General features: G+C 73.0%; 17 protein-coding genes. 7 read left to right on the forward strand and 10 right to left on the reverse strand.

Going from position 1 to position 22,603, the window contains the following annotated elements; genetic code table 11:
* Position 1 precedes the first annotated feature (1 nt).
* Positions 2-1,003, reverse strand: a complete 1,002-nt coding sequence (locus ACYVJE_RS21130) for a thiopeptide-type bacteriocin biosynthesis protein (protein ID WP_461145828.1) — start codon at positions 1,001-1,003, stop codon at positions 2-4.
* A 621-nt stretch (positions 1,004-1,624) separates the two neighbouring features.
* On the opposite strand from ACYVJE_RS21130, the gene ACYVJE_RS21135 reads away from it, so the two are divergent.
* Positions 1,625-2,623 (forward strand): asparaginase, encoded by a 999-nt coding sequence (locus ACYVJE_RS21135; protein WP_461145829.1) that lies wholly within the window; start codon positions 1,625-1,627, stop codon positions 2,621-2,623.
* A gap of 29 nt (positions 2,624-2,652) precedes the next feature.
* Positions 2,653-3,528 (forward strand): polysaccharide deacetylase family protein, encoded by an 876-nt coding sequence (locus ACYVJE_RS21140; RefSeq protein WP_459155898.1) that lies wholly within the window; start codon positions 2,653-2,655, stop codon positions 3,526-3,528.
* An 8-nt stretch (positions 3,529-3,536) separates the two neighbouring features.
* Here ACYVJE_RS21140 and ACYVJE_RS21145 read toward each other — a convergent pair whose 3' ends face one another.
* The 3 genes from ACYVJE_RS21145 to purU form a co-directional block, all read right to left on the reverse strand.
* Complete coding sequence (locus tag ACYVJE_RS21145) at positions 3,537-4,814, reverse strand: hydroxyacid-oxoacid transhydrogenase (protein WP_461145830.1); 1,278 nt, start codon at positions 4,812-4,814, stop codon at positions 3,537-3,539.
* 56 nt (positions 4,815-4,870) lie between these two features.
* Positions 4,871-5,647: an N-acyl homoserine lactonase family protein gene (locus tag ACYVJE_RS21150; RefSeq protein ID WP_459155900.1), complete on the reverse strand. Its 777-nt coding sequence runs from the start codon at positions 5,645-5,647 to the stop codon at positions 4,871-4,873.
* Between the two features lie 201 nt (positions 5,648-5,848).
* Entirely contained in the window at positions 5,849-6,760 is a 912-nt protein-coding gene (purU, locus tag ACYVJE_RS21155) for a formyltetrahydrofolate deformylase (protein WP_459155901.1), read from the reverse strand.
* 282 nt (positions 6,761-7,042) lie between these two features.
* Between purU and ACYVJE_RS21160 the strand changes: the two genes are divergently transcribed.
* Genes ACYVJE_RS21160 through ACYVJE_RS21170 form a run of 3 tightly spaced genes read left to right on the forward strand, consistent with a single transcriptional unit; the run spans position 7,043 to position 10,610 of the window.
* On the forward strand, positions 7,043-7,543 hold the full coding sequence (locus ACYVJE_RS21160; protein WP_459155902.1) for a 2Fe-2S iron-sulfur cluster-binding protein: 501 nt from the start codon (positions 7,043-7,045) through the stop codon (positions 7,541-7,543).
* Positions 7,540-8,535: an FAD binding domain-containing protein gene (locus tag ACYVJE_RS21165; RefSeq protein WP_459155903.1), complete on the forward strand. Its 996-nt coding sequence runs from the start codon at positions 7,540-7,542 to the stop codon at positions 8,533-8,535. Before ACYVJE_RS21160 ends, ACYVJE_RS21165 begins: the two co-directional genes overlap by 4 nt.
* Positions 8,532-10,610, forward strand: coding sequence for a xanthine dehydrogenase family protein molybdopterin-binding subunit (locus ACYVJE_RS21170; RefSeq protein WP_461145831.1), 2,079 nt, complete (start codon positions 8,532-8,534; stop codon positions 10,608-10,610). Before ACYVJE_RS21165 ends, ACYVJE_RS21170 begins: the two co-directional genes overlap by 4 nt.
* 43 nt (positions 10,611-10,653) lie before the next feature.
* On the opposite strand, the gene ACYVJE_RS21175 is transcribed toward ACYVJE_RS21170, so the two are convergent.
* The 6 genes from ACYVJE_RS21175 to ACYVJE_RS21200 all read right to left on the reverse strand — a co-directional run bounded on the left by ACYVJE_RS21175 (position 10,654) and on the right by ACYVJE_RS21200 (position 18,224).
* The gene (locus ACYVJE_RS21175; protein ID WP_461145832.1) at positions 10,654-11,574 is read right to left on the reverse strand and encodes a hypothetical protein; all 921 of its coding nucleotides are present in this window, start codon (positions 11,572-11,574) and stop codon (positions 10,654-10,656) included.
* 855 nt (positions 11,575-12,429) lie between these two features.
* Positions 12,430-14,193, reverse strand: a complete 1,764-nt coding sequence (locus ACYVJE_RS21180) for an acetyl/propionyl/methylcrotonyl-CoA carboxylase subunit alpha (protein ID WP_461145833.1) — start codon at positions 14,191-14,193, stop codon at positions 12,430-12,432.
* An 84-nt stretch (positions 14,194-14,277) separates the two neighbouring features.
* A complete protein-coding gene (locus ACYVJE_RS21185) occupies positions 14,278-14,565 on the reverse strand; it encodes an acyl-CoA carboxylase epsilon subunit (RefSeq protein ID WP_461145834.1) in 288 nt (95 codons plus the stop codon).
* Positions 14,562-16,199, reverse strand: coding sequence for an acyl-CoA carboxylase subunit beta (locus tag ACYVJE_RS21190; protein ID WP_461145835.1), 1,638 nt, complete (start codon positions 16,197-16,199; stop codon positions 14,562-14,564). The genes ACYVJE_RS21185 and ACYVJE_RS21190 overlap by 4 nt, the downstream gene beginning before the upstream one ends.
* A gap of 266 nt (positions 16,200-16,465) precedes the next feature.
* Positions 16,466-17,695, reverse strand: a complete 1,230-nt coding sequence (locus ACYVJE_RS21195; protein WP_461145836.1) for a TetR/AcrR family transcriptional regulator — start codon at positions 17,693-17,695, stop codon at positions 16,466-16,468.
* 4 nt (positions 17,696-17,699) lie between these two features.
* Complete coding sequence (locus ACYVJE_RS21200; protein WP_459155910.1) at positions 17,700-18,224, reverse strand: XdhC family protein; 525 nt, start codon at positions 18,222-18,224, stop codon at positions 17,700-17,702.
* A 634-nt stretch (positions 18,225-18,858) separates the two neighbouring features.
* On the opposite strand from ACYVJE_RS21200, the gene ACYVJE_RS21205 reads away from it, so the two are divergent.
* Positions 18,859-21,399, forward strand: coding sequence for an ATP-dependent Clp protease ATP-binding subunit (locus ACYVJE_RS21205; RefSeq protein ID WP_461145837.1), 2,541 nt, complete (start codon positions 18,859-18,861; stop codon positions 21,397-21,399).
* 341 nt (positions 21,400-21,740) lie between these two features.
* Positions 21,741-22,589 carry an NAD(P)-dependent oxidoreductase gene (locus ACYVJE_RS21210; RefSeq protein ID WP_459155912.1) on the forward strand — a complete coding sequence of 283 codons (849 nt, stop codon included), beginning with the start codon at positions 21,741-21,743 and terminating at the stop codon, positions 22,587-22,589.
* Positions 22,590-22,603 lie beyond the last annotated feature (14 nt).

The raw sequence follows: 22,603 nt of genomic DNA on the forward strand, positions 1-22,603 counted from the left end.
CTCACATCCCTCCGTCCCGGACCAGCGCATCGGTCAGCAGGCACTGCCGGCTCATCGGGATCCGGGCGCGGTTCCAGTGGAAGATCGTCCAGAAGGCGGCGGCGCGGCGCGGGCCCGTTTCAGCGTGGTCGCGCTCGAAGTACTCGCGGCGCCACCGCTGCGCGGTCCCGGCCAGGGCCGCGCGGTGCTGCGCGAGGTCCTCCCCGCCGGGCAGGCTCTCCAGCGCGCGTTCGCCGAGGTCCCACTGCGCGCGGATGCCCTCCCCGAGACGTGCGCGCCGCTCCTCGGGCAGTCCCGCGGTCAGCCACCGCCCGCCGTCGCGGCGGACGGCGTCCCACACCCCGCGGTGCTCCCAACCCGCGATGCCGAGACCGTCGACGAGGGACCGCACGAGTGCCAGCGACACGGCCCAGTTGGGCGCGGCGTCCGCGGAACGGGCGCTGCGGACGTGCTGGTCGAGCCAGGCGAGCGAGTCCACCGTGAACGAATCGTGCACCAGGGGCATCGACCACGGACCGCCGAAGAGGTAGGACTCCGGTTCGTAGACGCTCCGGCGGACGTCGGTGAACACGTCGGTGCGCTGCCGGAACGGTTCGGTCAACGCGCGCGGTGCTCGTCGCGCGCCGTCCGGCAGCTGGAAGCGCACCCGCAGCCCGGGGGGTTTGTGCATGAAGAAGAAGTTGCGCGCTTCGGATCGCTCGAGCGCGGTGCGCGCCGTCTCCGCGAGGAAGGAGTAGGCCTGTGGCCACGTGTCCGCGCGGACTCCGAGGTTGAGCTGGATCCACCGGCCGGATCCGGAAAGCCCCTGGAGCGCGGAGATTCCGGCGGCGAGGAAGGCTTCGCGAGCGGCGGCGTAGCCGGTGCCGCCCTGCTCGGGGCTGCCGAGGGGGATGGTGCGCTGCGCCGCGTGCGCGGGCAGTTCGTGCAGGCAGTCGGCCAGTAATGTGGCCAGATCGATCTGCGACGTCGATTCGCCGGTGGGCGGATCCGCCTCAACAACCATCGAATTCCCTTTCGCAGCACGATCATCGCGGAGTTCGCCGCTGTGGGGTCCGCAGGTTCGTCCGATCAGGACCGGTGAGTCGTCGCCCTCGACCGCGGGGGCACCGCAGGTCGCTCGGAGGCCCGTTCTGCGGTCCCGGTGGTGCGACCGCAGCGCAGCGGCGAGGCGGTTCCGGGGTCCTCCCGTGGGTTCTGGGCGCGACCGAGTTCTCAGCGCTCGCCTCGGTTTCGCTCCACTTCCGCGACAGTAGGCCACCGCGGGGGGCGGAACAACGTCAACGCACCACTTTCGTCACCACGAGTGAGCACACGCTCCGCTGCGTGCAGACGATCTGTCGCGGCCGCGCGTTTCGGCCACGGGACGGCGACCACCCCGCCACGCCGCGGGAGGCGCCGACACCCCGCGTGCCGTCGACCAGCTGTCCGGCGACCGTGCACACAGGACGCTTTCGAAAAGGGGCGCGCGGAGCCCCTTCCGCTTTCCCCCGTCCGCGCGCGACCGACTCCCGGCGGCGGATGTGCCGGTGCTCACTGTGCCGACCGCCACCGGGGGTGCGGTTGACGCGGGTCGTGGGCGGCCGCACGATCAACAGTGCCCGATCCCCGCTCTCCCGGAGGTCACGTGCGTCAGCTCGCCCTACTCGCCACCGGCGGCACCATCGCCACGCGCGCCGGCGCGCAGGGACGCCAGGTCGCGGTCGGTGCTGCCGACCTGCTCTCAGCGGCGCGCGGGGTGCACCCGCTCGACCACGTGCACGTGCACGTGCACGACACCGCGGCGATCCTCAGCTCCGCCGCGACCGTGCCCGACGTGTTGTCGCTGGCCGGCGAAGCGCGCCGCGCGTGCGCGGAGGCCGACGGTGTGGTGATCACCCACGGCACGGACACGATGGAGGAATCCGCGTTCCTGCTGTCGCTGACGCACGCGGGTTCCGCGCCGGTGGTGTTCACCGGCGCGCAGCGCCCCTTCGACGACGCGGCGGCGGACGGCCCGCGCAACCTGTCCGCAGCCCTGCGCTGGGCCGCTGCGGAGGAAGCCGCCGACACCGGGGTCAGCGTGGCCTTCGCCGATCGCATCCTCCCCGCCGTCGGTGCGCGGAAGGTGCACAGCCTGGACCTGGCCGCGTTCGACGCGCCCGGCCGCGGTCCGGTGGGGCGCGTCGACGAGACCGGGGTCCGCAAGCACGCGCACCCGCAGTGGGAACCGCTGCTCGGGCCGGACGTCGCCGACCTGCCGCGCGTCGACGTGATCGGGCAGTACCTGGGCGCGGACGGCGGTGCCGTCGACCACGCGGTGGCCTCCGGCGCGCAGGGGCTCGTGCTCGCCGGTTTCGGTGCCGGCAACGCCACCCCCGCGACGGTCGACGCCTGCCGCCGGCACCTCGCCGCGGGACTGCCGGTGCTGGTCACCACGCGCACCGGGGCCGGGCCGGTCGCCCCGCTGTACAGCGGGGGCGGCGTCGCCCTCGCGGAGGCGGGTGCGCTGCTCGCCGGGGACCTGCCGCCGTGGCAGGCCCGGTTGCTGCTGGCCGCTGCGCTGGCCTGCGAAGGCGAACCGCGGCGAGCCGTGGTGCGATGCGAGCAGTGGCTGCGCGCGGTCGGTGCGCTGCCGAGCACGTGACCCGGCGAACCGGAAGGGATGTGTCTGGCATGGCCAAGGAGATCCTCGTCGCCTACGGCGTGGACGTGGACGCGGTCGGCGGCTGGCTGGGCTCCTACGGAGGGGAGGACTCCCCGTGCGACATCTCCCGCGGCATGTTCGCGGGTGAAGTCGGTGTTCCCCGCCTGCTGCAGCTGTTCGAGCGCTGCGGGATCCCGTCCACGTGGTTCTGGCCGGGCCACTCCATCGAGACGTTCCCGGACGAGTTCCAGGCGTGCGTGGACGCGGGGCACGAGATCGGGGTGCACGGCTACAGCCACGAGAACCCGATCGCGATGTCCCGCGAGCAGGAGCGCGACGTGCTGGACCACTGCATCGGGTTGATCGAGCGGCGCGCGGGCGCGCGGCCCACCGGCTACGTCGCCCCCTGGTGGGAGTTCTCCCCGGCCACCAACGAACTGCTGCTCGAGCGCGGCATCAAGTACGACCACTCGCTGATGCACCACGACTGCGTGCCGTACCGGGTGCGCGTCGGCGACTCGTGGACCCCGATCGACTACTCCCGGCCCGCCTCGGAGTGGATGCGGCCGCTGCAGCGGGGCGCGGAGACCAAGCTGGTCGAGATCCCGGCCTCGTGGTACCTGGACGACCTGCCCCCGATGCTGTTCGTCAAGGCCAACCCGAACAGCCACGGTTTCGTCAACCCGCGCGACATCGAACAGCTGTGGCGCGACCAGTTCGACTGGATCCACCGCGAGTACGACTACGCCGTGTTCACCATGACCATCCACCCGGACGTGTCCGGTCGGCCGCAGGCGCTGCTCATGCACGAGCGCCTGATCCAGCACTTCAACGCGCACGAGGGCGTGCGGTGGATGACCTTCGACGCCATCGCCGAGGACTACCTGACCCGCGCACCGGCGTGACCCGCCGGTCACCAGTTCACCAGCGAGTCCTCCACGACGGTGCGCAGGTCGGCCGCGCCGACGTCGCGCGGGCACATCGTCAGCAGCCGCTGCTGCTTCAGCGCGCCGTCGACCAGCGCGGGCACGTCCTCGCGCCCGTAACCGACCGCGGAGACGCCGTTGGCGATGCCGATGTCGCGCATGAGCGACACGAGCGCCGCGGGCAACCGCTCGGCCCGGTCGGCGATGTCCGCCACCGCCGGGTCGAGCAGCTCGGCGGCGTGCACGTGCCGCTCCGGCGCGGCCGGGAAGGTGAGGCGGAACGCCGCCGGTGCGGTCAGCGCCACCGACTCGCCGTGCGGCACCATCGGCTCCTCGGCGGAGTAGTCCGGCGGGTGGAAGTCGGTGACGCGCCCGGCGATCGGGTAGGCGCACGCGTGCGGGACGTGCACCCCGGCGTTGCCGAACCCCATGCCCGCGAACGAGGCCGCGAGCATCATGTCCGTGCGGGCCTGCTCGTCGTGCCCGCGCATCACCGCGGGGCGCAGGCTGCGGGCCACCAGCGGGAGCGCCTTCTCGACGAACGCGTCCGAGACCGGGTTGGCCCCGACGTAGGTGGGCCGTTCCGCCGCGCTGCGCCGCGGGTACGCGTGGTGCGGGCGCGCGGTGTACGACTCGAGCGCGTGGCAGAGCACGTCCATGCCCGCGCACGCGGTCACGTGCGGCGGCAGCGGCAACGACAGCTCGGGGTCGACGACCGCTTTGACCGGGCGCAGGCGCGCGTGGCTGATGCCCGACTTCACCTGCAGGTCCAGCAGGTCCAGGATGCACACCGCGGTGCTCTCGGCGCCGGTGCCGGCCGTGGTCGGCACGGCGACCACGGGCTTGACCGGCCCCGGCGGGGCTTTGCCCTCCCCGATCGGCTGGTTGACGTACTCGAGCGGATCGCCCGGGTGCGTGCTCAGCAGAGCGACCGCCTTCGCGGTGTCGATGACCGATCCGCCGCCGACGGCCACGACGCCGTCCCAGTCACCGCCGCGGACGTCGTCGACGGTCCGGCGGATGCTCGCGTCGGTGGGTTCGCTGCGGGCCCCTTCGTAGACCTCCGCCCGGATCCCCGCGGCCCGCACCGCGTCGCGGGCGCGGTCGGCGGCGCCGGTGGCGGCCACCGCCCGGTCGGTGACGATCAGCACGCTGCCGAGGCCGAGCTGCTCGCACTCGAAACCGAGTTCCCCGACCGCGCCGGCACCGAACTTCAGCGGCGGTGCCGCCCAGGTGAACACGGTTTCGCTGGTGCGCTCGGACATGGATCACCCCTCGGCGGTCGGTTCTCGTTCCGGCAGCTCACTCGTAGGCGTGCGGTTCATTCGTAGGCGTGCGGTGCGTGCTGGTGCGCGGCCCAGTCCTGCGGGTCGTGCGCGATCCACACGGGCGCGTCGTGGGCCGTGGACAGCCTCCGCAGCCTGCGGATCGACTCCACGGCCTGCTGCGTGTTGAAGTCCGACGGCATCGGCAGATCCCCGTCCAGGGCGCTGCGCAGGTGCACCGTGTCCGCCGAGAGCAGGAACGCGCTGTGCTCGAGCTGCACCAGCACGCTGCAGTTGCCGGGCGTGTGGCCCGGCAGCAGCAGGACGACGACGCTGCCGTCGCCGAACACGTCGTGATCACCGGTGAGCGGGTTCCAGTGGAACTGCCGCGTGGCGTCCAGGTCGGCGGTGTGGAAGAACGGCGCCGCACCCGGGTTGGGCCAGAACGCGTACGGCAGGTCGTCGGCGCCGGCGTAGAGCTCGGCGTGCGGGAACAGCCGCAGCCCGCCGGTGTGGTCGAAGTGGGTGTGCGAGCAGACCACGTGGCGCACGTCGGTCAACCGGTAGCCGAGGGACTCGATCTGCCGGTCGACGCGCTGCTCCGGGCCGAACTCGATGTTCACCGCGTCGACCAGCGAGCCGTACACCTCGTAGGGGTCGTCGGCGGCTTCCGGGGCCAAGCCGGTGTCCACGAGCACCAGCCCCCGGTCGTGCTCGACGAGGAAGGACGGCACCGGCAGCGTGACCGTGCCGCTGTCACCGAGCACGAGGTCGCCGCGCGGCATCGTCAGCCGCGCCCCGTCGAGCGCCCACAGTCGTCGTGCCCTGCCCATGGCGTACCCGCCCCTCGCGCACCGTCCTCCGCCGCGTCCTCGGCGACCGCGGCGCGGTGCCGCCGCGAGCGGTGCCGATCACGGCCCGAGCGAACGCCACCCATCGTGGGGCGCGGGCGCACGAGCTGTAAATGCCCGCGTCCGAGGGGCGCACGAACGGTGCACGCGCAGCGGGCAGCTCCGGGAGCGGCCGCGGGGCGGTCAGAACACCACGGTGGTGTTGCCGTGGCGCATCACCCGGTCCTCGCAGTGCCACCGCACCGCCCGCGACAGCACGGTGCGCTCGACGTCGGCGCCGAGCCGGACGAGGTCGGCCGTGCCGTGCTGGTGCCCGACGCGCACGACGTCCTGCTCGATGATCGGCCCCTCGTCGAGGTCCTCGGTGACGTAGTGCGCGGTGGCACCGATGAGCTTGACCCCGCGCTCCTTGGCCTTGCGGTACGGGCCGGCGCCGATGAACGCCGGCAGGAACGAGTGGTGGATGTTGATCAGCGGGCAGCCGATCCGCGAGAGGAAATCACCGGAGATGATCTGCATGTAGCGGGCGAGGACGACGAGGTCCACGTTGCCGCGGAGCACGTCCAGCTGCTGCTGCTCGGCCTGCGGCTTCGCGTCCCGGCTGACCGGGATGTGCACGAACGGCACGCCGAACGACCGCACGTCCTCGGCGAGGTCCGGGTGGTTGGACAGCACCATGGCCACGGTCATGTCCAGTTCCCCGCGCCGGTTGCGCCACAGCAGGTCGAGCAGGCAGTGGTCGAGTTTGGACACCATGATCGCGACCCGCTTGGGCTTGGCCGCCTCGGAGAACGCGAACTCCATGTCCATCGGCCCGGCGACCTCCTCGGCGAAGGCCCGTTCGAGCTCGGCGCGCCGCGCCACCAGCCCGGGCAGGTGAAACACGGTGCGCTGGAAGAACATGCCGTTCTGCGGTTCCGAGGAGTGCTGCCCGAGCGAGACGATGTTCGCCCCCGCTGCGGTCAGGAACGAGCTCACCGCCGAGACGATGCCGGGGCGGTCGGGACAGCGCACGAGCAGCCGCGCCACGTCCTCCGAGGGCGCCGTGCCGTCCCCGGAGCGGTGGACGGCGGGCGGGGTCGGGCTGTCGCTCATGGGTTCGGCTCCTGCGCTTCACACGGCGGGGACGGCACGGCAGGCTCGCTCGCGCAGAGCGCTCCGCCTGCGGTGCCCCGGGAGGGCGGGTGCACAGCCTAGTAGCACCGCCGCCAGCGCGGACTCCGCGGGCGCGGCGGTGCGGCGCAACGCACACGCCCGTTCGCCGCACACATCGCGCGCGGCCGGCGGGCCGCCTGCGCAGCCGGGGATTAGCACGCTGCACAGCCGGGTAGTCAGCCGAGTGGCCTCGTGTGCCGCGCGGGAGCGGAGGAACTGCCGATGGAGGCGGAGATCACGCTGCACGTCGACGGGCAGCAGCACCGGCTCACGGTGGACACGCGCACCACGGTGCTCGACGCGCTGCGGGAGCAGCTCGGCAGCACCAGCCCCAAGAAGGGGTGCGACCACGGGCAGTGCGGCGCGTGCACCGTGCTGGCCGACGGTCGCCGCGTCACCACCTGCCTGTCGCTGGCGGTGGCCAACCAGCACGTCCGGTTCACCACGGCCGAGGGGCTGGCCGCCGGCGGGCTGCACCCGGTGCAGGAGGCGTTCCTCGACCACGACGCCTTCCAGTGCGGCTACTGCACACCGGGGCAGATCTGCTCGGCGGTGGGCATGCTCGCCGAGGCCCGGGAGGGCCGGCCGAGCGCGGCCACCACCGACGACGCCCGCGCCGGTGAGCTCGACGACGCGGAGATCCGCGAGCGGATGAGCGGCAACCTCTGCCGGTGCGGTGCCTACGCCAACATCGTCGCAGCGATCCGCGAGGTACGCCCGTGATTCCGTTCGACTACCAGCGCGCCACCGACACCGACGAGGCGATCGCCACCGTGTCCGGTAGCCCAGGGGCCGCGTTCCTCGCCGGCGGCACGAACCTCGTCGACCACCTCAAGCTCGGCGTCGCGGTCCCCGAGAAGCTCGTGGACATCACCGGACTCGCGCTCGACACCGTGGACGAGCGCGCGGACGGCGGTCTCGTGATCGGCGCGAACGTGCGCAACAGCGATCTGGCCGCCGAGCAGGCGGTGCGGCGGCGCTACCCGGTGCTGTCGCAGGCCCTGCTGTCCGGCGCCTCGGGCCAGCTGCGCAACCTCGCCACGACCGGCGGCAACCTCATGCAGCGGACCCGCTGCGCCTACTTCCAGGACACGAGCACGCCGTGCAACAAGCGCGAGCCCGGTTCCGGGTGCTCGGCGCTCGGCGGGTGGACGCGCTACCACGCCGTCTTCGGCGCCTCCCGGGAGTGCGTGGCGGTGCACCCCTCGGACATGGCGGTGGCGCTGTGCGCGCTGGACGCGGAGGTGCTGCTGCGCGGACCGCGGGGGCAGCGCCACGTGGGCTGCGGTGATTTCCACCGGCTTCCCGGGCAGGAGCCGCAGCGCGACACGGTCGCCGAGCACGGCGAGCTCATCACCGCCGTGGAGCTACCACCGCTGCCGGCCGCGGTGCACTCGACGTACCGCAAAGTGCGCGACCGCGCTTCGTACGCCTTCGCCCTCGTGTCCGTGGCGGCGGTGCTGCGGCTGCGCGGTGGCCGGGTCGACGAAGTGCGCATCGCCCTGGGCGGGGTGGCGCACAAGCCGTGGCGCGCCGCGCAGGCCGAGGAGGCGCTGCGCGGCGCGTGGGCGACCGAAGACCGCTTCCGCGCCGCCGCCGAGGCCGAGCTCGCGCACGCGGAGCCGCTGGCGGGCAACGAGTTCAAGGTTCCGATGGTGCGCGGAGCCGTGACGGGTGCGCTCGTGGACCTCGCCGCGCAGCAGGAGGCGTTGTGACCGAGAACCTCACCGCCCGCGCCATGGGCACCGACCGGCGCCGCGAGGACGGCATCGCGAAGGTCACCGGACGTGCCCCGTACGCCCACGAGCACGGTACGCACGCACCGTGCTACCTCGCCCCGCTGCGGTCGACGATCGCTCGCGGGCGCGTCCGCGGCATCGACGCCGCCGCGGTGCGGCGGCCCGGTGTGCTCGCGGTGCTCACGCACGAGAACGCGCCCCCCGCACCGGGCGAGGACGCCGAACTGGCGATCCTGCAGTCGCCCGAGGTGCACTTCCGCGGGCAGCTCATCGGGGCGGTGCTCGCCGAATCCCCGGAGGTCGCGCGGCACGCCGCGGCGGAGATCCCCGTGCGGTACGAGCAGGACGAGCACGACGCGCACTTCGCACCGGACCGCACCGACCTGCGAGCTCCGACCGACGTGACGCCCTCCTCCCCCGCGGACGCCGAGACCGGAGATCCGGACGGGGCCCTCGCAACAGCACCGATCACAGTGGACGCCACGTACCGGACGCCGCCCGAGTTCAACAACCCGATGGAACCGCACGCGACCGTGGCCGTGCGCGACGGCGCGAAGCTCACCCTGCACGACTCCACCCAGGGAGTCCACCCCGTGCGCGAGACGGTGGCGCGGGTGCTCGGGATCGACCCCGACGACATCCACGTCGTCTGCCCGCACGTCGGCGGGGGGTTCGGGTGCAAGGGGCTGCCGCACGCGAACGTCGTCCTGGCGGCGATGGCGACGTGGCTGGTGGAGGAGCACCGCCCCGTCAAGTACGCCGTGTCGCGGCAGGAGATGTTCGGGTTGACCGGTTACCGCTCCCCCACGGTGCAGCGGCTGCGGCTCGGTGCCGACCGCGAGGGGCGCCTGTCGGTGATCGTGCACGACTCGGTGGAGCAGACCGCGCGCATCAAGGAGTTCTCCGAGCAGAGCGCGGTGTCCACGCGCAGCGTCTACGCCGCACCGCATCGCCGGACCACGCACCGGCTGGCCGCGCTGGACGTGCCGGTCCCGTCGTGGATGCGGGCGCCGGGCGAGTGCCCCGGCATGTTCGCCGGCGAGGTCGCCGTGGACGAGCTCGCCACCGCCTGCGGACTCGACCCGGTGGAGCTGCGGGTGCGCAACGACACCGCGGTGGACCCGAGCACCGGCAAGCCGTTCTCCAGCCGCAACCTGGTCGCCTGCCTGCGGCGCGGGGCGGAGCGGTTCGGCTGGTACGGGCGCGATCCCGCACCGGGCACCCGCCGCGAGGGGGACTGGCTCATCGGCACCGGGGTGGCCGCCTCGATGTACCCCACGCACCGCATCCCGGGGTCGACGGCGGCGATCACCCGCACCCCGGAGGGCTACCTCGTGCGCATCGGTGCAGTGGACCTCGGTACGGGGGCGTGGACGTCGCTGCGCCAGATCGCGGCCGATGCGCTCGGCGTCGACGTCGAGGTGGTGGAGCTGCACATCGGCGACACAGCACTGCCGTTCGCGACGGTGGCCGGAGGCTCCTCGGGCACGACGAGCTGGGGAACCGCCGTGGCCGCCGCGGCCGAGGAGTTCCGCGAGCGGTACGGGTCCGACCCTCCCGAGGGAGCGGAGGCCGCGGCGAGCGCGGCCGGGAACCCGGACAAGCGGCAGCACGCGATGAGCGCGTTCGGGGCGCAGTTCGCCGAGGCGCGGGTCCACGCGCGGACCGGGCAGGTGCGCGTGCCGCGCATGCTCGGCGTCTTCGCCGCCGGCCGCATCGTCAACCCGCGCACGGCGCGCTCCCAGTTCCTCGGCGGAATGGTGATGGGCGTGTCCATGGCGCTGCACGAGGAAGGCGTGCTGGACGCGCGGTTCGGGCACGTGGTCAACCGGGACTTCGCGCAGTACCACGTGGCCGCGAACGCGGACGTGGGCGACATCGGCGCCGAGTGGCTCGACGAGGAGGATCCGCACGTCAACCCCATGGGGTCCAAGGGGATCGGTGAGATCGGCATCGTCGGCGCACCCGCAGCGGTGCTCAACGCGACGTACCACGCGACCGGGCGGCGCGTGCGGGACCTGCCGCTCACCCCGGACAAGTTCCTGCCCTGATCCGCACCCCTCCACTGCGATCCACTGCGGACGCTCCGTCGCGTCAACTGGTGCGGCGCTGCGCGGGGATGTCGCGCTCCTCGGTGACTTCCGGGAGCTGCCACCGCCCGTGGCGGGCGGACACGCGCGGTCGGTCGTGCAGGATCACCGGCGAGGCCAGCACCGACCGGTCATCGCCGTGGTCCCCGGTGAGCACCGGCCACAGTCGACGGTGGACGCACTCGCGAGCGAGCTCCCCGGCCCAGTCCGGCGGATCGAGCACGGACAGGAACCGTCCGCGCGTCACCGACAGCAGCAGGTGCGGGCTGAGCAGCGAGCGGTGCAGCGCGCGCTCGCGCGCTGCGCGCTGCACCCGGTCGTGAGCGTCCCCACTGGACACCGTCGTGTTGACCAGTTCGAACCGCAGCTTCCGCACTCCGCGGGAGCGCCTCCCGGGGGTGACGCGCAGCCGGGCGTCCACGGGCTGGCGCGTGCGCACGACGCGACCGCGCTGGGACCCGCGATCGCTGTGCAGGGGGGCGAACTGCCGCGTGCCGGGCACGCGCAGCAGCTGGTCCACCGGCCTCTCCCCCAGCTCGCCGAGTTCGCGGGTGACCACGTGGATGTCGTGCTCGACTTCTTCGCGCCCGCTCAGACATGCACCGCAGTCGAGTTCGGCGACCGGCGCGAATTCCGGGGGCTGCTCGTGCGCGGAGACGAGCTGTTCGACACCGCGGTCCTGCAGCTGCAGGAAGCGCAGCCGCACCCGCAGTTCCGCCGCGGGTTCGTCCACCACGAGGCAGTCGGTGACCATCGTCGCGTCCTCGCCGACGTCGCGCCCCACCGCGTCCGAGGGGCTGAGCACGCCGAACTGCCACCGGAACCGTTCCGGAGCGTCCGCTGGTCGTGCGGAGGAGGACCGGGATCCCTTGTAGAGGACCGCCGCCGCGATGGCAGCGGCATGGTCCTGACCGGAGTCGGACATCACGCCTCCCGCAGCGCGGAGCGCACCCTGCGTGCGCGCCGTCTCCACCGCAGGGGCGCCTCTGTGTGCGCACGCGGCCGGGTCTCCGGCACTGCCGGGGGCCGGTGCGGCCCTGCGGCACAGGGTCGTCCTCGGGAACCCCACCGAGGACGAATGATTTTCGAAAGAGCACGCACCGGGTGAGTATTGGTCCGCCGCACCGCTGCCGCAAGCGCGCGAACCGCGGGAGGAGGTGTCGATCGCGGCACGGACCACCGAACGGGACGGTCCGGCTCACAGCCAGAACCGCCCCACCGGCGGTCGTGTCCCGCGGAGTCAGATGTGTAATAAGCGGCCGGACGCGTACGCGTCGCACGATGCGCACGCGCACCCGGCTCCCTCGCAATGCCGTGCCGTGTTGCCGAACAACGTTTCACCGCCTGATGTCGACTCACCGCATCGACGTGGTGACGATGCGTATCTGTTCGACATCACTGTCCTATCACGGCGGCATCGGCCTCGCCCGCTGGCGAGGAGCGCTCCCCCGGTCGGTGGGCCACGCGCCGCGGGTGCGGAAGCGGCCGGGGCCACGGGATCTCGGGGCGGGCCCGACCGCACCCGGCCGAACGCGGGTTCGGTCCCGCCGCGGTTCCAGGCGGCCGATCTCCGGTCCACAGTGGCTGCGGGGAGGAGCCCGCGGAGGATGCGGGAGATCCCGCGGAGGTGTCGGTGGAAGACCGCGGGGCGTCACGGACGTCCAGCCGCGCCCGACGCGCCGCCGAACGGCTCAGTCCGACGGCGCGTCGCACGTCCGCGGTGGACGCGCCCCGTCCGCGCGGGGTGCAGTCACACTCCGAACGGCGGAGCGGGTGCGGGTCAGTTGATCTCGCAGAGCACCGTGCCCTGGGAGACGGAGTCCCCGGCCTGCGCGGTGAGCCCGCTGACGGTGCCGTCCTTGTGCGCGGTCACCGGGTTCTCCATCTTCATCGCCTCGAGCACGACCACGAGATCACCGGTGGCCACCTCGTCGCCGTCCGCCACGGCGGCCTTGACGACCGTGCCCTGCATCGGCGCGGTCACGGCGTCACCCGAGACGGCACTGGACGCCTTGCTCGCGGAGCGCTTGCGCGGCTTGGCCGCCTGCTTGGCCGCCGCGGGCGCGGGTGCGGCGAACTCGGCGGGCAGGGACACCTCGAGGCGCCGACCGCCGACTTCGACGGTGATCGTCTGCCGCTCCTCCGGCTCGGCCACCTCGGCCCCGCCGGCGTGCGGCTCGATGGTGTTCTCCCACTCGGTCTCGATCCAGCGGGTGTGCACCGTGAAGCCCTCGACGGCCGTGAACGCCGGGTCGCGCAGCACGGCGCGGTGGAACGGCACGACCGTGGCCAGGCCCTCGACCCGCATCTCGGCCAGCGCCCGGCGCGACCGCTCGATCGCCTGCAGCCGGTTGGCACCGGTGACGATGAGCTTGGCCAGCATCGAGTCGAACTGGCCACCGACGACGCTGCCGCTCTCCACCCCGGCGTCCAGGCGCACGCCCGGCCCCGCGGGCGCGTGGAAGGCGGTGACGGTGCCCGGTGTGGGCAGGAAGTTCCGCCCGGCGTCCTCGCCGTTGATGCGGAACTCGATGGAGTGCCCGGTGGGCGCGGGGTCGTGGGTGATGTGCAGCTTCTCGCCGCTGGCGATGCGGAACTGCTCGCGCACCAGGTCCAGTCCGGTGGTCTCCTCGGTGACCGGGTGCTCGACCTGCAGCCGCGTGTTGACCTCGAGGAAGGAGATCGTGCCGTCTTCGCCGACGAGGAACTCGACGGTGCCCGCACCGTGGTAGCCGGCCTCGCGGCAGATCCCCCGCGCCGCCTCGTGGATGGTGTGCCGCTGGTCGTCCGTGAGGAACGGCGCCGGTGCCTCCTCGACGAGCTTCTGGTGCCGCCGCTGCAGCGAGCAGTCGCGGGTGCCGGCGACCACGACGTTGCCGTGCTGATCGGCCACGACCTGGGCCTCGACGTGCCGCGGCCGGTCGAGGTAGCGCTCCACGAAGCACTCCCCGCGGCCGAAGGAGCCCTCGGCCTCGCGCACCGCGGAGGAGAACAGCTCCGGGATCTCCTCCGTCGTGCGGGCGACCTTGAGACCGCGGCCGCCACCGCCGAACGCGGCCTTGATCGCGACGGGCAGGCCGTGCTCCTCGGCGAAGGCGACGACCTCGTCCGAGCCGGCGACCGGGTCCGAGGTGCCCGGCACCAGCGGAGCGCCCGCGCGGGTGGCGATGTGCCGAGCGGTGACCTTGTCGCCGAGGTCGCGGATGGCCTGCGGCGAGGGACCGATCCAGATCAGCTCCGCGTCCTGCACCGCCTGGGCGAAGTCGGCGTTCTCGGACAGGAAGCCGTAGCCGGGGTGCACCGCGTCGGCACCGCTGCGCCGCGCGGTCTCGACGATCTTGTCGATGTCCAGGTAGCTCTCCCCGGCCGTGGCACCGCCCAGGGCGAACGCCTCGTCGGCCAGGCGGACGAACGGGGCGTCGGCGTCCGGCTCGGCGTACACGGCGACGGAGGTGATGCCCTCGTCGGCGCACGCCCGGATCACGCGCACCGCGATCTCACCGCGGTTGGCGACCAGCACCTTGTTGATCGGCGTCACGTCCACAGTGGTCCACTCCTCTTGTTCCCGGCGCGACGCCGGAGTGTCGTTCGATCCATCAGCACGTGCCTCCCCGCCCGGTCGGCGTTCTCACCGCGGCAGCGCGGAGGCGCGCCAGCCGTCCGGGCCCGGGCGCAGCGGCCGCCGGCCGTGCGGCCACCGCAGTTGGGTGTCCCGCGCGCCCCACCGGTTCAACCGCTCCGGACCGGTCTCCGGCGCGGCCGCGGAGCCGGCGGCGGCACCGCTGAGCGCGGCGACCAGCGCGGCGATCTCGGCGTCATCCGGGTTGCCGCGCACCACCCGCAGCTCGGGGCGGTGCGCACCGTCCCCGACACCGGCGCCGGTGTCGTTCTCGGCCATCGATTCCCTCCGGCTCACAGCGGAATGTTGCCGTGCTTCCTGGCCGGCCGGTCGTCCCGCTTCGTGCGCAGCATGCGCAGACCGCGGGCGACGTAGCCGCGGGTGTAGGACGGCGGGATGACCGAGTCCACGTACCCGCGCTCCGCCGCCTGGTACGGGTTGCACAGCGTGTCCTCGTACTCCTGCTGCAACCGCGCGCGCTCGGCTTCCACGTCCCGCCCGCTCTCGGCGGCCTCGGACAGCTGCCGGCGGTGCAGGATGTTCACCGCGCCCTGCGCACCCATCACCGCGATCTCCGCGGTCGGCCACGCGAAGTTGAGGTCGGCGCCGAGGTGCTTGGACCCCATCACGTCGTACGCTCCACCGTAAGCCTTCCGAGTGATCACCGTCACGAGCGGAACCGTGGCCTCGGCGTAGGCGTACAGCAGTTTGGCGCCGCGGCGGATGATGCCGTTGAACTCCTGGTCGGTGCCGGGCAGGAAACCGGGCACGTCCACGAAGGTCAGCACGGGGATGTTGAAGGCGTCGCACGTGCGGACGAACCGGGCCGCCTTCTCGCTGGCCTCGATGTCGAGCGTGCCCGCCAGCTGGGTGGGCTGGTTGGCGACGATGCCGACGGAGCGGCCCTCGACGCGTCCGAACCCGACGATCATGTTCTGCGCGAACAGCGGACTCGTCTCGAGGAACTCCCCGTCGTCGACGACGCGGGAGATCACCTCGTGCATGTCGTAGGGCTGGTTCGGCGAGTCCGGGACGAGCGCGTCCAGCTCGCGGTCGGAGTCGGTCAGCGACTCGACGACCGCGCCGGCCTCGGCCGGCCCGTCGAAGACGGGCGGCTCGGCGAGGTTGTTCTCCGGCAGGAACGACAGCAGCTCCTTGACGTAGGCGACGGCGTCGTCCTCGTCCGAGGCCAGGTAGTGCGCGTTGCCGGAGGTCGAGTTGTGCGTGCGCGCACCGCCGAGCTCCTCGAAGCTCACGTCCTCGCCGGTGACGGTCTTGATGACGTCCGGACCGGTGATGAACATGTGCGAGGTCTGGTCGACCATGACCGTGAAGTCGGTGATCGCCGGCGAGTAGACCGCGCCCCCGGCGCACGGCCCCATGATCAGCGAGATCTGCGGGATCACGCCGGAGGCGTGCGTGTTGCGCTTGAAGATCTCCGCGTAGAGCCCGAGCGAGGCCACGCCCTCCTGGATGCGCGCTCCGCCGGAGTCGTTGATGCCGATCAGCGGGCACCCGGTCTTCAGCGCCAGATCCATGACCTTGACGATCTTCTCGCCGAGCACCTCGCCGAGGCTGCCGCCGAAGACGGTGAAGTCCTGCGAGTACACGCACACCTGGCGCCCGTCGATCGTCCCGTAGCCGGTGACGACGCCGTCGCCGTAGGGGCGGTACTCCTCCATGCCGAAGTTGGTGCACCGGTGCCGCGCGTGCTCGTCCATCTCGATGAACGAGCCGGGGTCCAGCAGCACGTCGATGCGTTCCCGCGCGGTCTTCTTGCCCTTGGCGTGCTGCTTCTCCACCGCGCGCTCGGATCCGGCGTGCACGGCTTCGTCGTTGCGGCGGTAGAGGTCCGCCAGCTTGCCCGCCGTCGTGTGGATGTCGGGCGTGTCGACCGGTGGCTCACCGACCGGTTCCGTCGCGCTGCTCATCAACCAACCCAGTCCTTGTTCCCTGCTGTCCGCCTCGCCCCGGCGTCCCGCGCTTCCCCGGGAGCGCGCACCCCGGCGCTGCCGGGGCGCGCTCGCCGCAGGTGGGATACCCCGGATTCCGCGAGGTCCGGGCGCGGCGCGCCCCGCGGGAGACTAGCCCGCCGGGCGCGCCGCGGTCAATTTCCAAGTGAGTCCATCCTAGACGACACTGTCCGTGATGGCGGTGGTGCCCAGCTGTTTCTCGGCATAAGTGAATGAGCGCTAGCTCACCACGCCTCCGCTGGCGGATCATCGGCGGCCGCGTCCAGCATCAGCGCGGCGGCCGTCGCATCGAGGGCCGCGAGGTGGCGCGCGGCACCCGTGCGCGCGAGATCGTTGGCCAGGGTCAGCGCCGCCTGTACGAGCACCCGCGCCCGCGCGGCGTCCAGTCCCGGCCGCGCCTCGCAGAGCAGCCCGACCCACTCGGCCACGTAGGCGTGCTGCGTCTGGCGCGCGCGGTGCCGCTGGTCGTCCGGCAGGTGGTGGACCTCGCTGACGAGGATGTCGATGAACCGGCCGTGGTCGAAGGCGAAGTCGGTGTAGGTGCGCTGCAGCGCCCGCAGGGCGTCCGCGGGGTCCGGGTGGCGCGCGAGCGTGCGCTCCAGCTCCACCTCGAGCCACGCCGAACCGCGCATGATCACCGTGCTGAGCAGCTCCTGCTTGCTGGCGAAGTAGTTGTACAGGCTCGGCCCCGACATGCCGGCCGCCGCGCCGACGTCCTCGATGGTGACCTGGGTGTAGCCGCACTCGGAGAACAGCCGCGTGGCCGCCGAGAGCACGAGCCGGCGGCGCGAGGCGCGGGCTGGCACGGAGGCGGACCGCTGCGGTCCCGCGCGAACGTCCGGACGGGCGAAGCGGCGCGGGGGTTGGTCGAGCACGACCGCGAGCATCGCCCGCAGCAAGTGCTCGAACTGCCCGCGCGGCAGCTCGGCGCGGTGGTAGGACGGGCTGGTCAGCACGCTGAACAGGCACCACGCGCGGAACCACGCGTCCTCGCGGCTGAGCTCGGGGCGGCGGGCCCGGGCCACGCGCTCCAGCGCCCGGGCGACGCCGCGCAGCTCGTCGCGGAGCGCCTCCCGCTGCGCCGCGGGCAGGTGCCGCGCTTCCCGCTGCCAGAGCACGCCGAGCTGCCGGTGGTCGAGCGCCTGCGTGGCCAGTTCCGCCACGACGGGCTCCACGTCGGAGACCGCGAGGCGTTCGGCGCCCGCGCGCAGCGGGCGCATCTCGTCGAGCACGACCTCGGTCAGCAGGTGCTGCTTGCCCGCGAAGTGGCGGTACAGCGCCGAGGAGCGGACCCCGACGGCTTCGGCGATGTCGCTCATCGACACCTGGGCGTAGCCCCACCGGTGGAACAGCTCGGCCGCGGCCGCGGTGATCAGCGCCCGCCGGTTGCGCGGGCGCGTGTTGCGCGGCGGCGCGTTCGTGCTCTCGATCTTGTGCGCCGAGTTCCTGCTCATGCCGTCACCGGTGGAAACCCCCGGCGCGACCGTTGCGGTCGGCCAGCAGCCCGGCCACGGTCGCGATCGCGATCTCCGCCGGGGCGCGCGAACCGATGTCCAGCCCGATCGGGCGATGCACCCGGGCGATGTCCTCCTCCGCCACGCCGAGCTCGCGCAGCGCCCGCACGTGCGGGCCCTCGTGCCGCGGATTGCCCATGACACCGATCCACCGCACGGGCCCGGCGAGCACGTCGCGCAGCAGCGGACCGAGCTCCGCGCGGTGGTGGTCGGTCACCACGACGTCGGTGGTGGAGCTCCACCCCCCGGCCGCGGACAGCACCGGGACGCCGGACCCGCGGAGCCCTTCCGCGCGGGCGGCGTCCGGTTCCAGCAGGTGCACGCGGAAGCCCGCGTCGGCGGCGTAGCGCAGCAGGCGCTCGGCGACCGGGGAGGCGAACACCGCGACGAGCTCGCGGTCGGAGTGCTCCTGCGCGCCGTCGCCGTGGGCCACCGCGCAGGCGGGATCGTGTGCCGGCTGCTCCGTCATGGCCACAGTGTGCCAGGGCGCCGCCGCACCCGTGATCGCGCGCGCCGGTGATCACGGATGCCGGGAGGCCGCGCTGGCGGCTGCCCGGAGCCGCCGTCCTGCGAGCGCGACCTCCGGACCACCTCCGCCTCGGGGCCGCGTTCCCCCGCGCGGGCGGGCTCCTCCGCGCGGGCGGGGTGCTGCGCACCGGCGCATCCCCGTCCCGCGCCCTCCGCACGTGCGCGCGGCCCGCCGCACCACCCGCCTCCGCGGCGGGAATACGCCCCCGCCCGCGCGGAGTTGTGCGGGGCGGATCGCCGGGTGCACCGGCCGGCTCGGCGGAGCCGGCCTCCCGGCAGCAACGTTGCGCGTGCTCACCACCCGCCCGCTCCGATCCCCTCCGAGCGGCCCGGTGCTCCTCGGGCCGTACCGCGGGTGCCGTTGAGCGACCTGCGCGCGAGGAGAGGTGCCCGGTTGCCCGCGGAGCTGCCGGGCGGCGCGGGGACCTCCACCCACCCCCGCTGTGACCCTCGTCATGATCACCCCCTCACGGAATGCAGGAGCATGCGCTAACGTTGCTTGATAACAGCAGACTCAATGAGATGGCGGCGAAGCCTGGCAATGAGGCTCAGTCCGCCCTTGCGAGGAGGAGACCATGCCGACCTTCTTCGGACCCGCGGGGTTCGGCCAGGGGCCGTTCGACGAGTACTTCGCCCGCTTCTTCGGACCGCAGGGCGGCGGCCCGAGCGGTGGTGACGAGGGGCGGCGCGTCAACCTGACCGACCTCATGACCGAGCAGACCCAGCAGCTGCTCGCCGAAGCCGCCCGCTTCGCCCGCGAGCGCGGCCAGTCCGAGCTGGACGCGCTGCACCTGCTGTGGGCCGTGACGCAGCAGCAGCCCACCGCCGGGGTGTTGCGCCAGGCCGGGGTGGACGTCTCCGCGTTCGCCGAGACGATCCGCTCCAACCTGCCGCCGGCCGCGCAGGCCGGGGGCGACGAGGCCGAGGCCGAGGTCTCGCTGACCCCCGCCGCGAAGACGGTGCTGGCCGACGCCCACCGCGTCGCCCGGACGCTGGGCTCGACCTACATCGCCCCGACGCACGTGCTGCTGGCCATGTCCGCGAGCAGCGACTCCGAGCCGGGCCGGCTGCTCAACGGTGCCGGCGCGAACCCGGAGACGGTGCGCTCCGCGGCGCAGGCACCGCAGCAGACCGATGACCAGGCCCAGCAGAGCAGCGAGACGCCGACGCTGGACCAGTACGGCACCGATCTGACCGCCCGCGCGCGCGGTGGCGAGCTCGACCCGGTGATCGGGCGCGGTCAGGAGATCGAGGAGACCATCGAGATCCTGTCGCGGCGCACGAAGAACAACCCGGTGCTCGTCGGCGAGGCCGGTGTCGGCAAGACGGCGGTGGTCGAGGGCCTGGCCCAGCGCATCGTCGACAGCGAGGTGCCGGACGCGCTGTCCGGCAAGCGCGTGGTCCAGCTCGACCTGTCCGGCATGCTGGCCGGTACCCGCTACCGCGGTGACTTCGAGGAGCGGATGACCAAGGTCATCGACGAGATCACCGAGCAGGACAACCTGATCGTGTTCATCGACGAGCTGCACACGGTCGTCGGGGCCGGGGGCGCCGAGGGCGCCGTCGACGCCGGCAACATGCTCAAGCCCCGGCTGTCCCGCGGCGAGCTGCACGTCGTCGGTGCGACCACGCAGGACGAGTACCGCAAGAACATCGAGAAGGACGCGGCGCTCGAGCGCCGGTTCCAGCCGGTGCGCGTGGGCGAGCCGAGCACGGACGACGCGATCGGGATCCTGCGCGGACTGCAGGACCGCTACGCCGAGCACCACGGCATCCGTTACAGCGAGGACGCCCTGGACGCGGCGGTGCGGCTGTCCGACCAGTACCTGACCGACCGGAACCTGCCGGACAAGGCCATCGACCTGCTCGACCAGGCCGGTGCCCGCAAGCGCCTGGCCACGGCCGCGCCGACCAGCCGGGTCGGCCAGCTGCGGCAGCGCATCGGGACGCTGGAGCAGCAGAAGGACGCGGCCGTCGCCGAGGAGGACTACGAGCGGGCCTCCGGGCTGCGCGACGAGATCAACGCTGCGCAGACCGAGCTCGACCAGCTGTCCTCCGAGTCCGGTGAGGCTCGCGCGGAGGTGGAGGTCACCCGCGAGGACATCGCGGAAGTGATCTCGCGCTCGACCGGCGTGCCGGTCAGCCAGATGACCACGGCCGAGAAGGAGCGGCTCCGCAACCTCGAGACCGAGCTGCACCAGCGGGTCGTCGGCCAGGACGACGCGGTGCGCGCCCTGGCCCGCGCCGTGCGGCGCTCCCGCAGCGGTCTCGGCGAACCGAGTCGCCCCATCGGCAGCTTCATGTTCCTGGGCCCGACCGGCGTCGGCAAGACCGAGCTGGCCAAGGCTCTGGCGGCCGCGCTGTTCGGCGACGCCAAGCGCATGGTCCGGCTGGACATGAGCGAGTTCCAGGAGAAGCACACGGCCAGCCGGCTCGTGGGTGCGCCCCCGGGCTACGTCGGCCACGGCGAGGCCGGTGAGCTGACCGAGTCCGTGCGGCGCAACCCGTACTCGGTGGTCCTGCTCGACGAGATCGAGAAGGCGCACCCGGACGTGTTCAACACGCTGCTGCAGGTGCTCGAGGACGGGCGGATGACCGACGGTCAGGGCCGGACCGTGGACTTCAGCAACACGGTGCTGATCATGACCAGCAACCTCGGCGCGGACATCGTGTCCAGCAAGTCGGGTGCGATCGGCTTCAAGACCGGCGAGAGCCGGGAGGACGACTTCGCGGAGCGGATCATGCCGCGCCTGCGGGAGGAGTTCCGCCCGGAGTTCCTCAACCGGATCACCGAGGTCGTGGTCTTCCGCCAGCTCACCGGTGAGCAGCTGCGGACGATCACCCGGATGCTGCTGGACCGGACCGTGCAGCGCCTGGCGGAGCGCGACATCGACGTCGAGTTCAGCGATGCCGCGGTCGACTGGATCGCCGAGCGCGGCTACCAGCCCGAGTTCGGTGCCCGGCCGCTGCGCCGGACGATCGAGCGGCAGGTCGACGACCGGATCAGCGACCTGCTGCTGGACGACGAGCTCGACGCGGGCACTCGCGTGGTGGTGGACGCCGCCGACGGGGAGCTGACCGTCACGACCACCACCGGGGCGGCCCCGGCCGCGTGACGGTCCCGGCCCCGCAGCGAGGACGGATCCCGCGGCGCTGACGAGGCGCCGCAGCGAGGACGAGGGGCGGGTCCACCGCAGGTGGGCCCGCCCCTCCGCGCGTCGCGGGCCGGTTCCGCGCGGCCGCGTTCCGGCGACGGTCCGCGCTCCGGAGCCGGTCGTCCCGTTCCGGTGCCGGCTTCCCGTTTCAGCACCGCGCCGCTGCGGACATCCTGCGGTGGCGGGGGAACCGCACGCCGCCACGGGCGAGGAGGAGCGATGCCCGGTCTCCTGCCGCGAGTCGTGCACCGCACGCTTCGGGCAGCAGCCTCCGGGAGCCCGTCGTGTTCGAGAGGAATCCCATGACCACCATCGCCTTCCTCGGCACCGGGACCATGGGAGAACCCATGGCCCGCAACCTGCTCGCCGCGGGCTTCGACGTGCGCGCGTGGAACCGCACGAGCAGCAAGGCCCAGCACTTGGCCGCGCACGGTGCGCACGTCGCCGACACCCCCGCGGGCGCGGCCCGCGGGGCCGACGTCCTCATCACGATGCTGCTCGACGCCGGGACGACCGTGCGGGCGGCGGAACCGGCGTACAAGGCCCTCGACGAGGACGGGATCTGGCTGCAGATGGCGACGATCGGCTTGAGCGGGATGCGCGAGGTCGCGCGCATCGCCGGCAGCTCGCTCGTCGACGCGCCCGTGCTGGGCACGCGCAAACCTGCCGAGCAGGCCACGCTCGTCGCGCTCGCCGCCGGCGACCCCGCTGTCCGCGAACGCGTGGCCCCGGTGCTGGACGCGATGGCCGAACGGACGCTCTGGCTCGGCGAGGACGCCGCGGGAGCCGCGGGAACGCGGCTCAAGCTCGTGGCCAACAACTGGGTGCTGGCGCTGACCAACGCCGTCGGCGAGTCGATCGCGCTGGCCCGGCACCTCGGCGCTGATCCGCAGCGGTTCCTCCAGGCGATCAGCGGTACCGCCACCGATTCGCCCTACGCGCAGCTGAAGGGCGGCGCCATCCTCGGCGAGGACTTCGCACCGTCGTTCACCACCAGCGGTGCCGCCAAGGACGCCGACCTCATCGCCGAGGCGGGTGAGGGCCTGCGGCTCGACCTGGCCGAGGGAGCGCGCCAGCGGTTGCGGCGCGCGGTCGCCGCCGGGCACGGCGACGAGGACATGGTCGCCGCCTACTTCGCCTCCTTCGAGTGAACGCCCGGCGGGCG

It is taken from the genome of Salinifilum aidingensis, from assembly GCF_054782015.1.

What these genes read in the sequence shown, in the direction of transcription:
- ACYVJE_RS21130 (WP_461145828.1), bottom strand. Translation starts at nt 1,003, where the DNA reads ATGGTTGTTGAGGCGGATCCGCCCACCGGCGAATCGACGTCGCAGATC.
- ACYVJE_RS21140 (WP_459155898.1), top strand. Translation starts at nt 2,653, where the DNA reads ATGGCCAAGGAGATCCTCGTCGCCTACGGCGTGGACGTGGACGCGGTC.
- ACYVJE_RS21145 (WP_461145830.1), bottom strand. Translation starts at nt 4,814, where the DNA reads ATGTCCGAGCGCACCAGCGAAACCGTGTTCACCTGGGCGGCACCGCCG.
- ACYVJE_RS21150 (WP_459155900.1), bottom strand. Translation starts at nt 5,647, where the DNA reads ATGGGCAGGGCACGACGACTGTGGGCGCTCGACGGGGCGCGGCTGACG.
- purU (WP_459155901.1), bottom strand. Translation starts at nt 6,760, where the DNA reads ATGAGCGACAGCCCGACCCCGCCCGCCGTCCACCGCTCCGGGGACGGC.
- ACYVJE_RS21160 (WP_459155902.1), top strand. Translation starts at nt 7,043, where the DNA reads ATGGAGGCGGAGATCACGCTGCACGTCGACGGGCAGCAGCACCGGCTC.
- ACYVJE_RS21175 (WP_461145832.1), bottom strand. Translation starts at nt 11,574, where the DNA reads ATGTCCGACTCCGGTCAGGACCATGCCGCTGCCATCGCGGCGGCGGTC.
- ACYVJE_RS21190 (WP_461145835.1), bottom strand. Translation starts at nt 16,199, where the DNA reads ATGAGCAGCGCGACGGAACCGGTCGGTGAGCCACCGGTCGACACGCCC.
- ACYVJE_RS21195 (WP_461145836.1), bottom strand. Translation starts at nt 17,695, where the DNA reads ATGAGCAGGAACTCGGCGCACAAGATCGAGAGCACGAACGCGCCGCCG.
- ACYVJE_RS21200 (WP_459155910.1), bottom strand. Translation starts at nt 18,224, where the DNA reads ATGACGGAGCAGCCGGCACACGATCCCGCCTGCGCGGTGGCCCACGGC.
- ACYVJE_RS21205 (WP_461145837.1), top strand. Translation starts at nt 18,859, where the DNA reads ATGCCGACCTTCTTCGGACCCGCGGGGTTCGGCCAGGGGCCGTTCGAC.
- ACYVJE_RS21210 (WP_459155912.1), top strand. Translation starts at nt 21,741, where the DNA reads ATGACCACCATCGCCTTCCTCGGCACCGGGACCATGGGAGAACCCATG.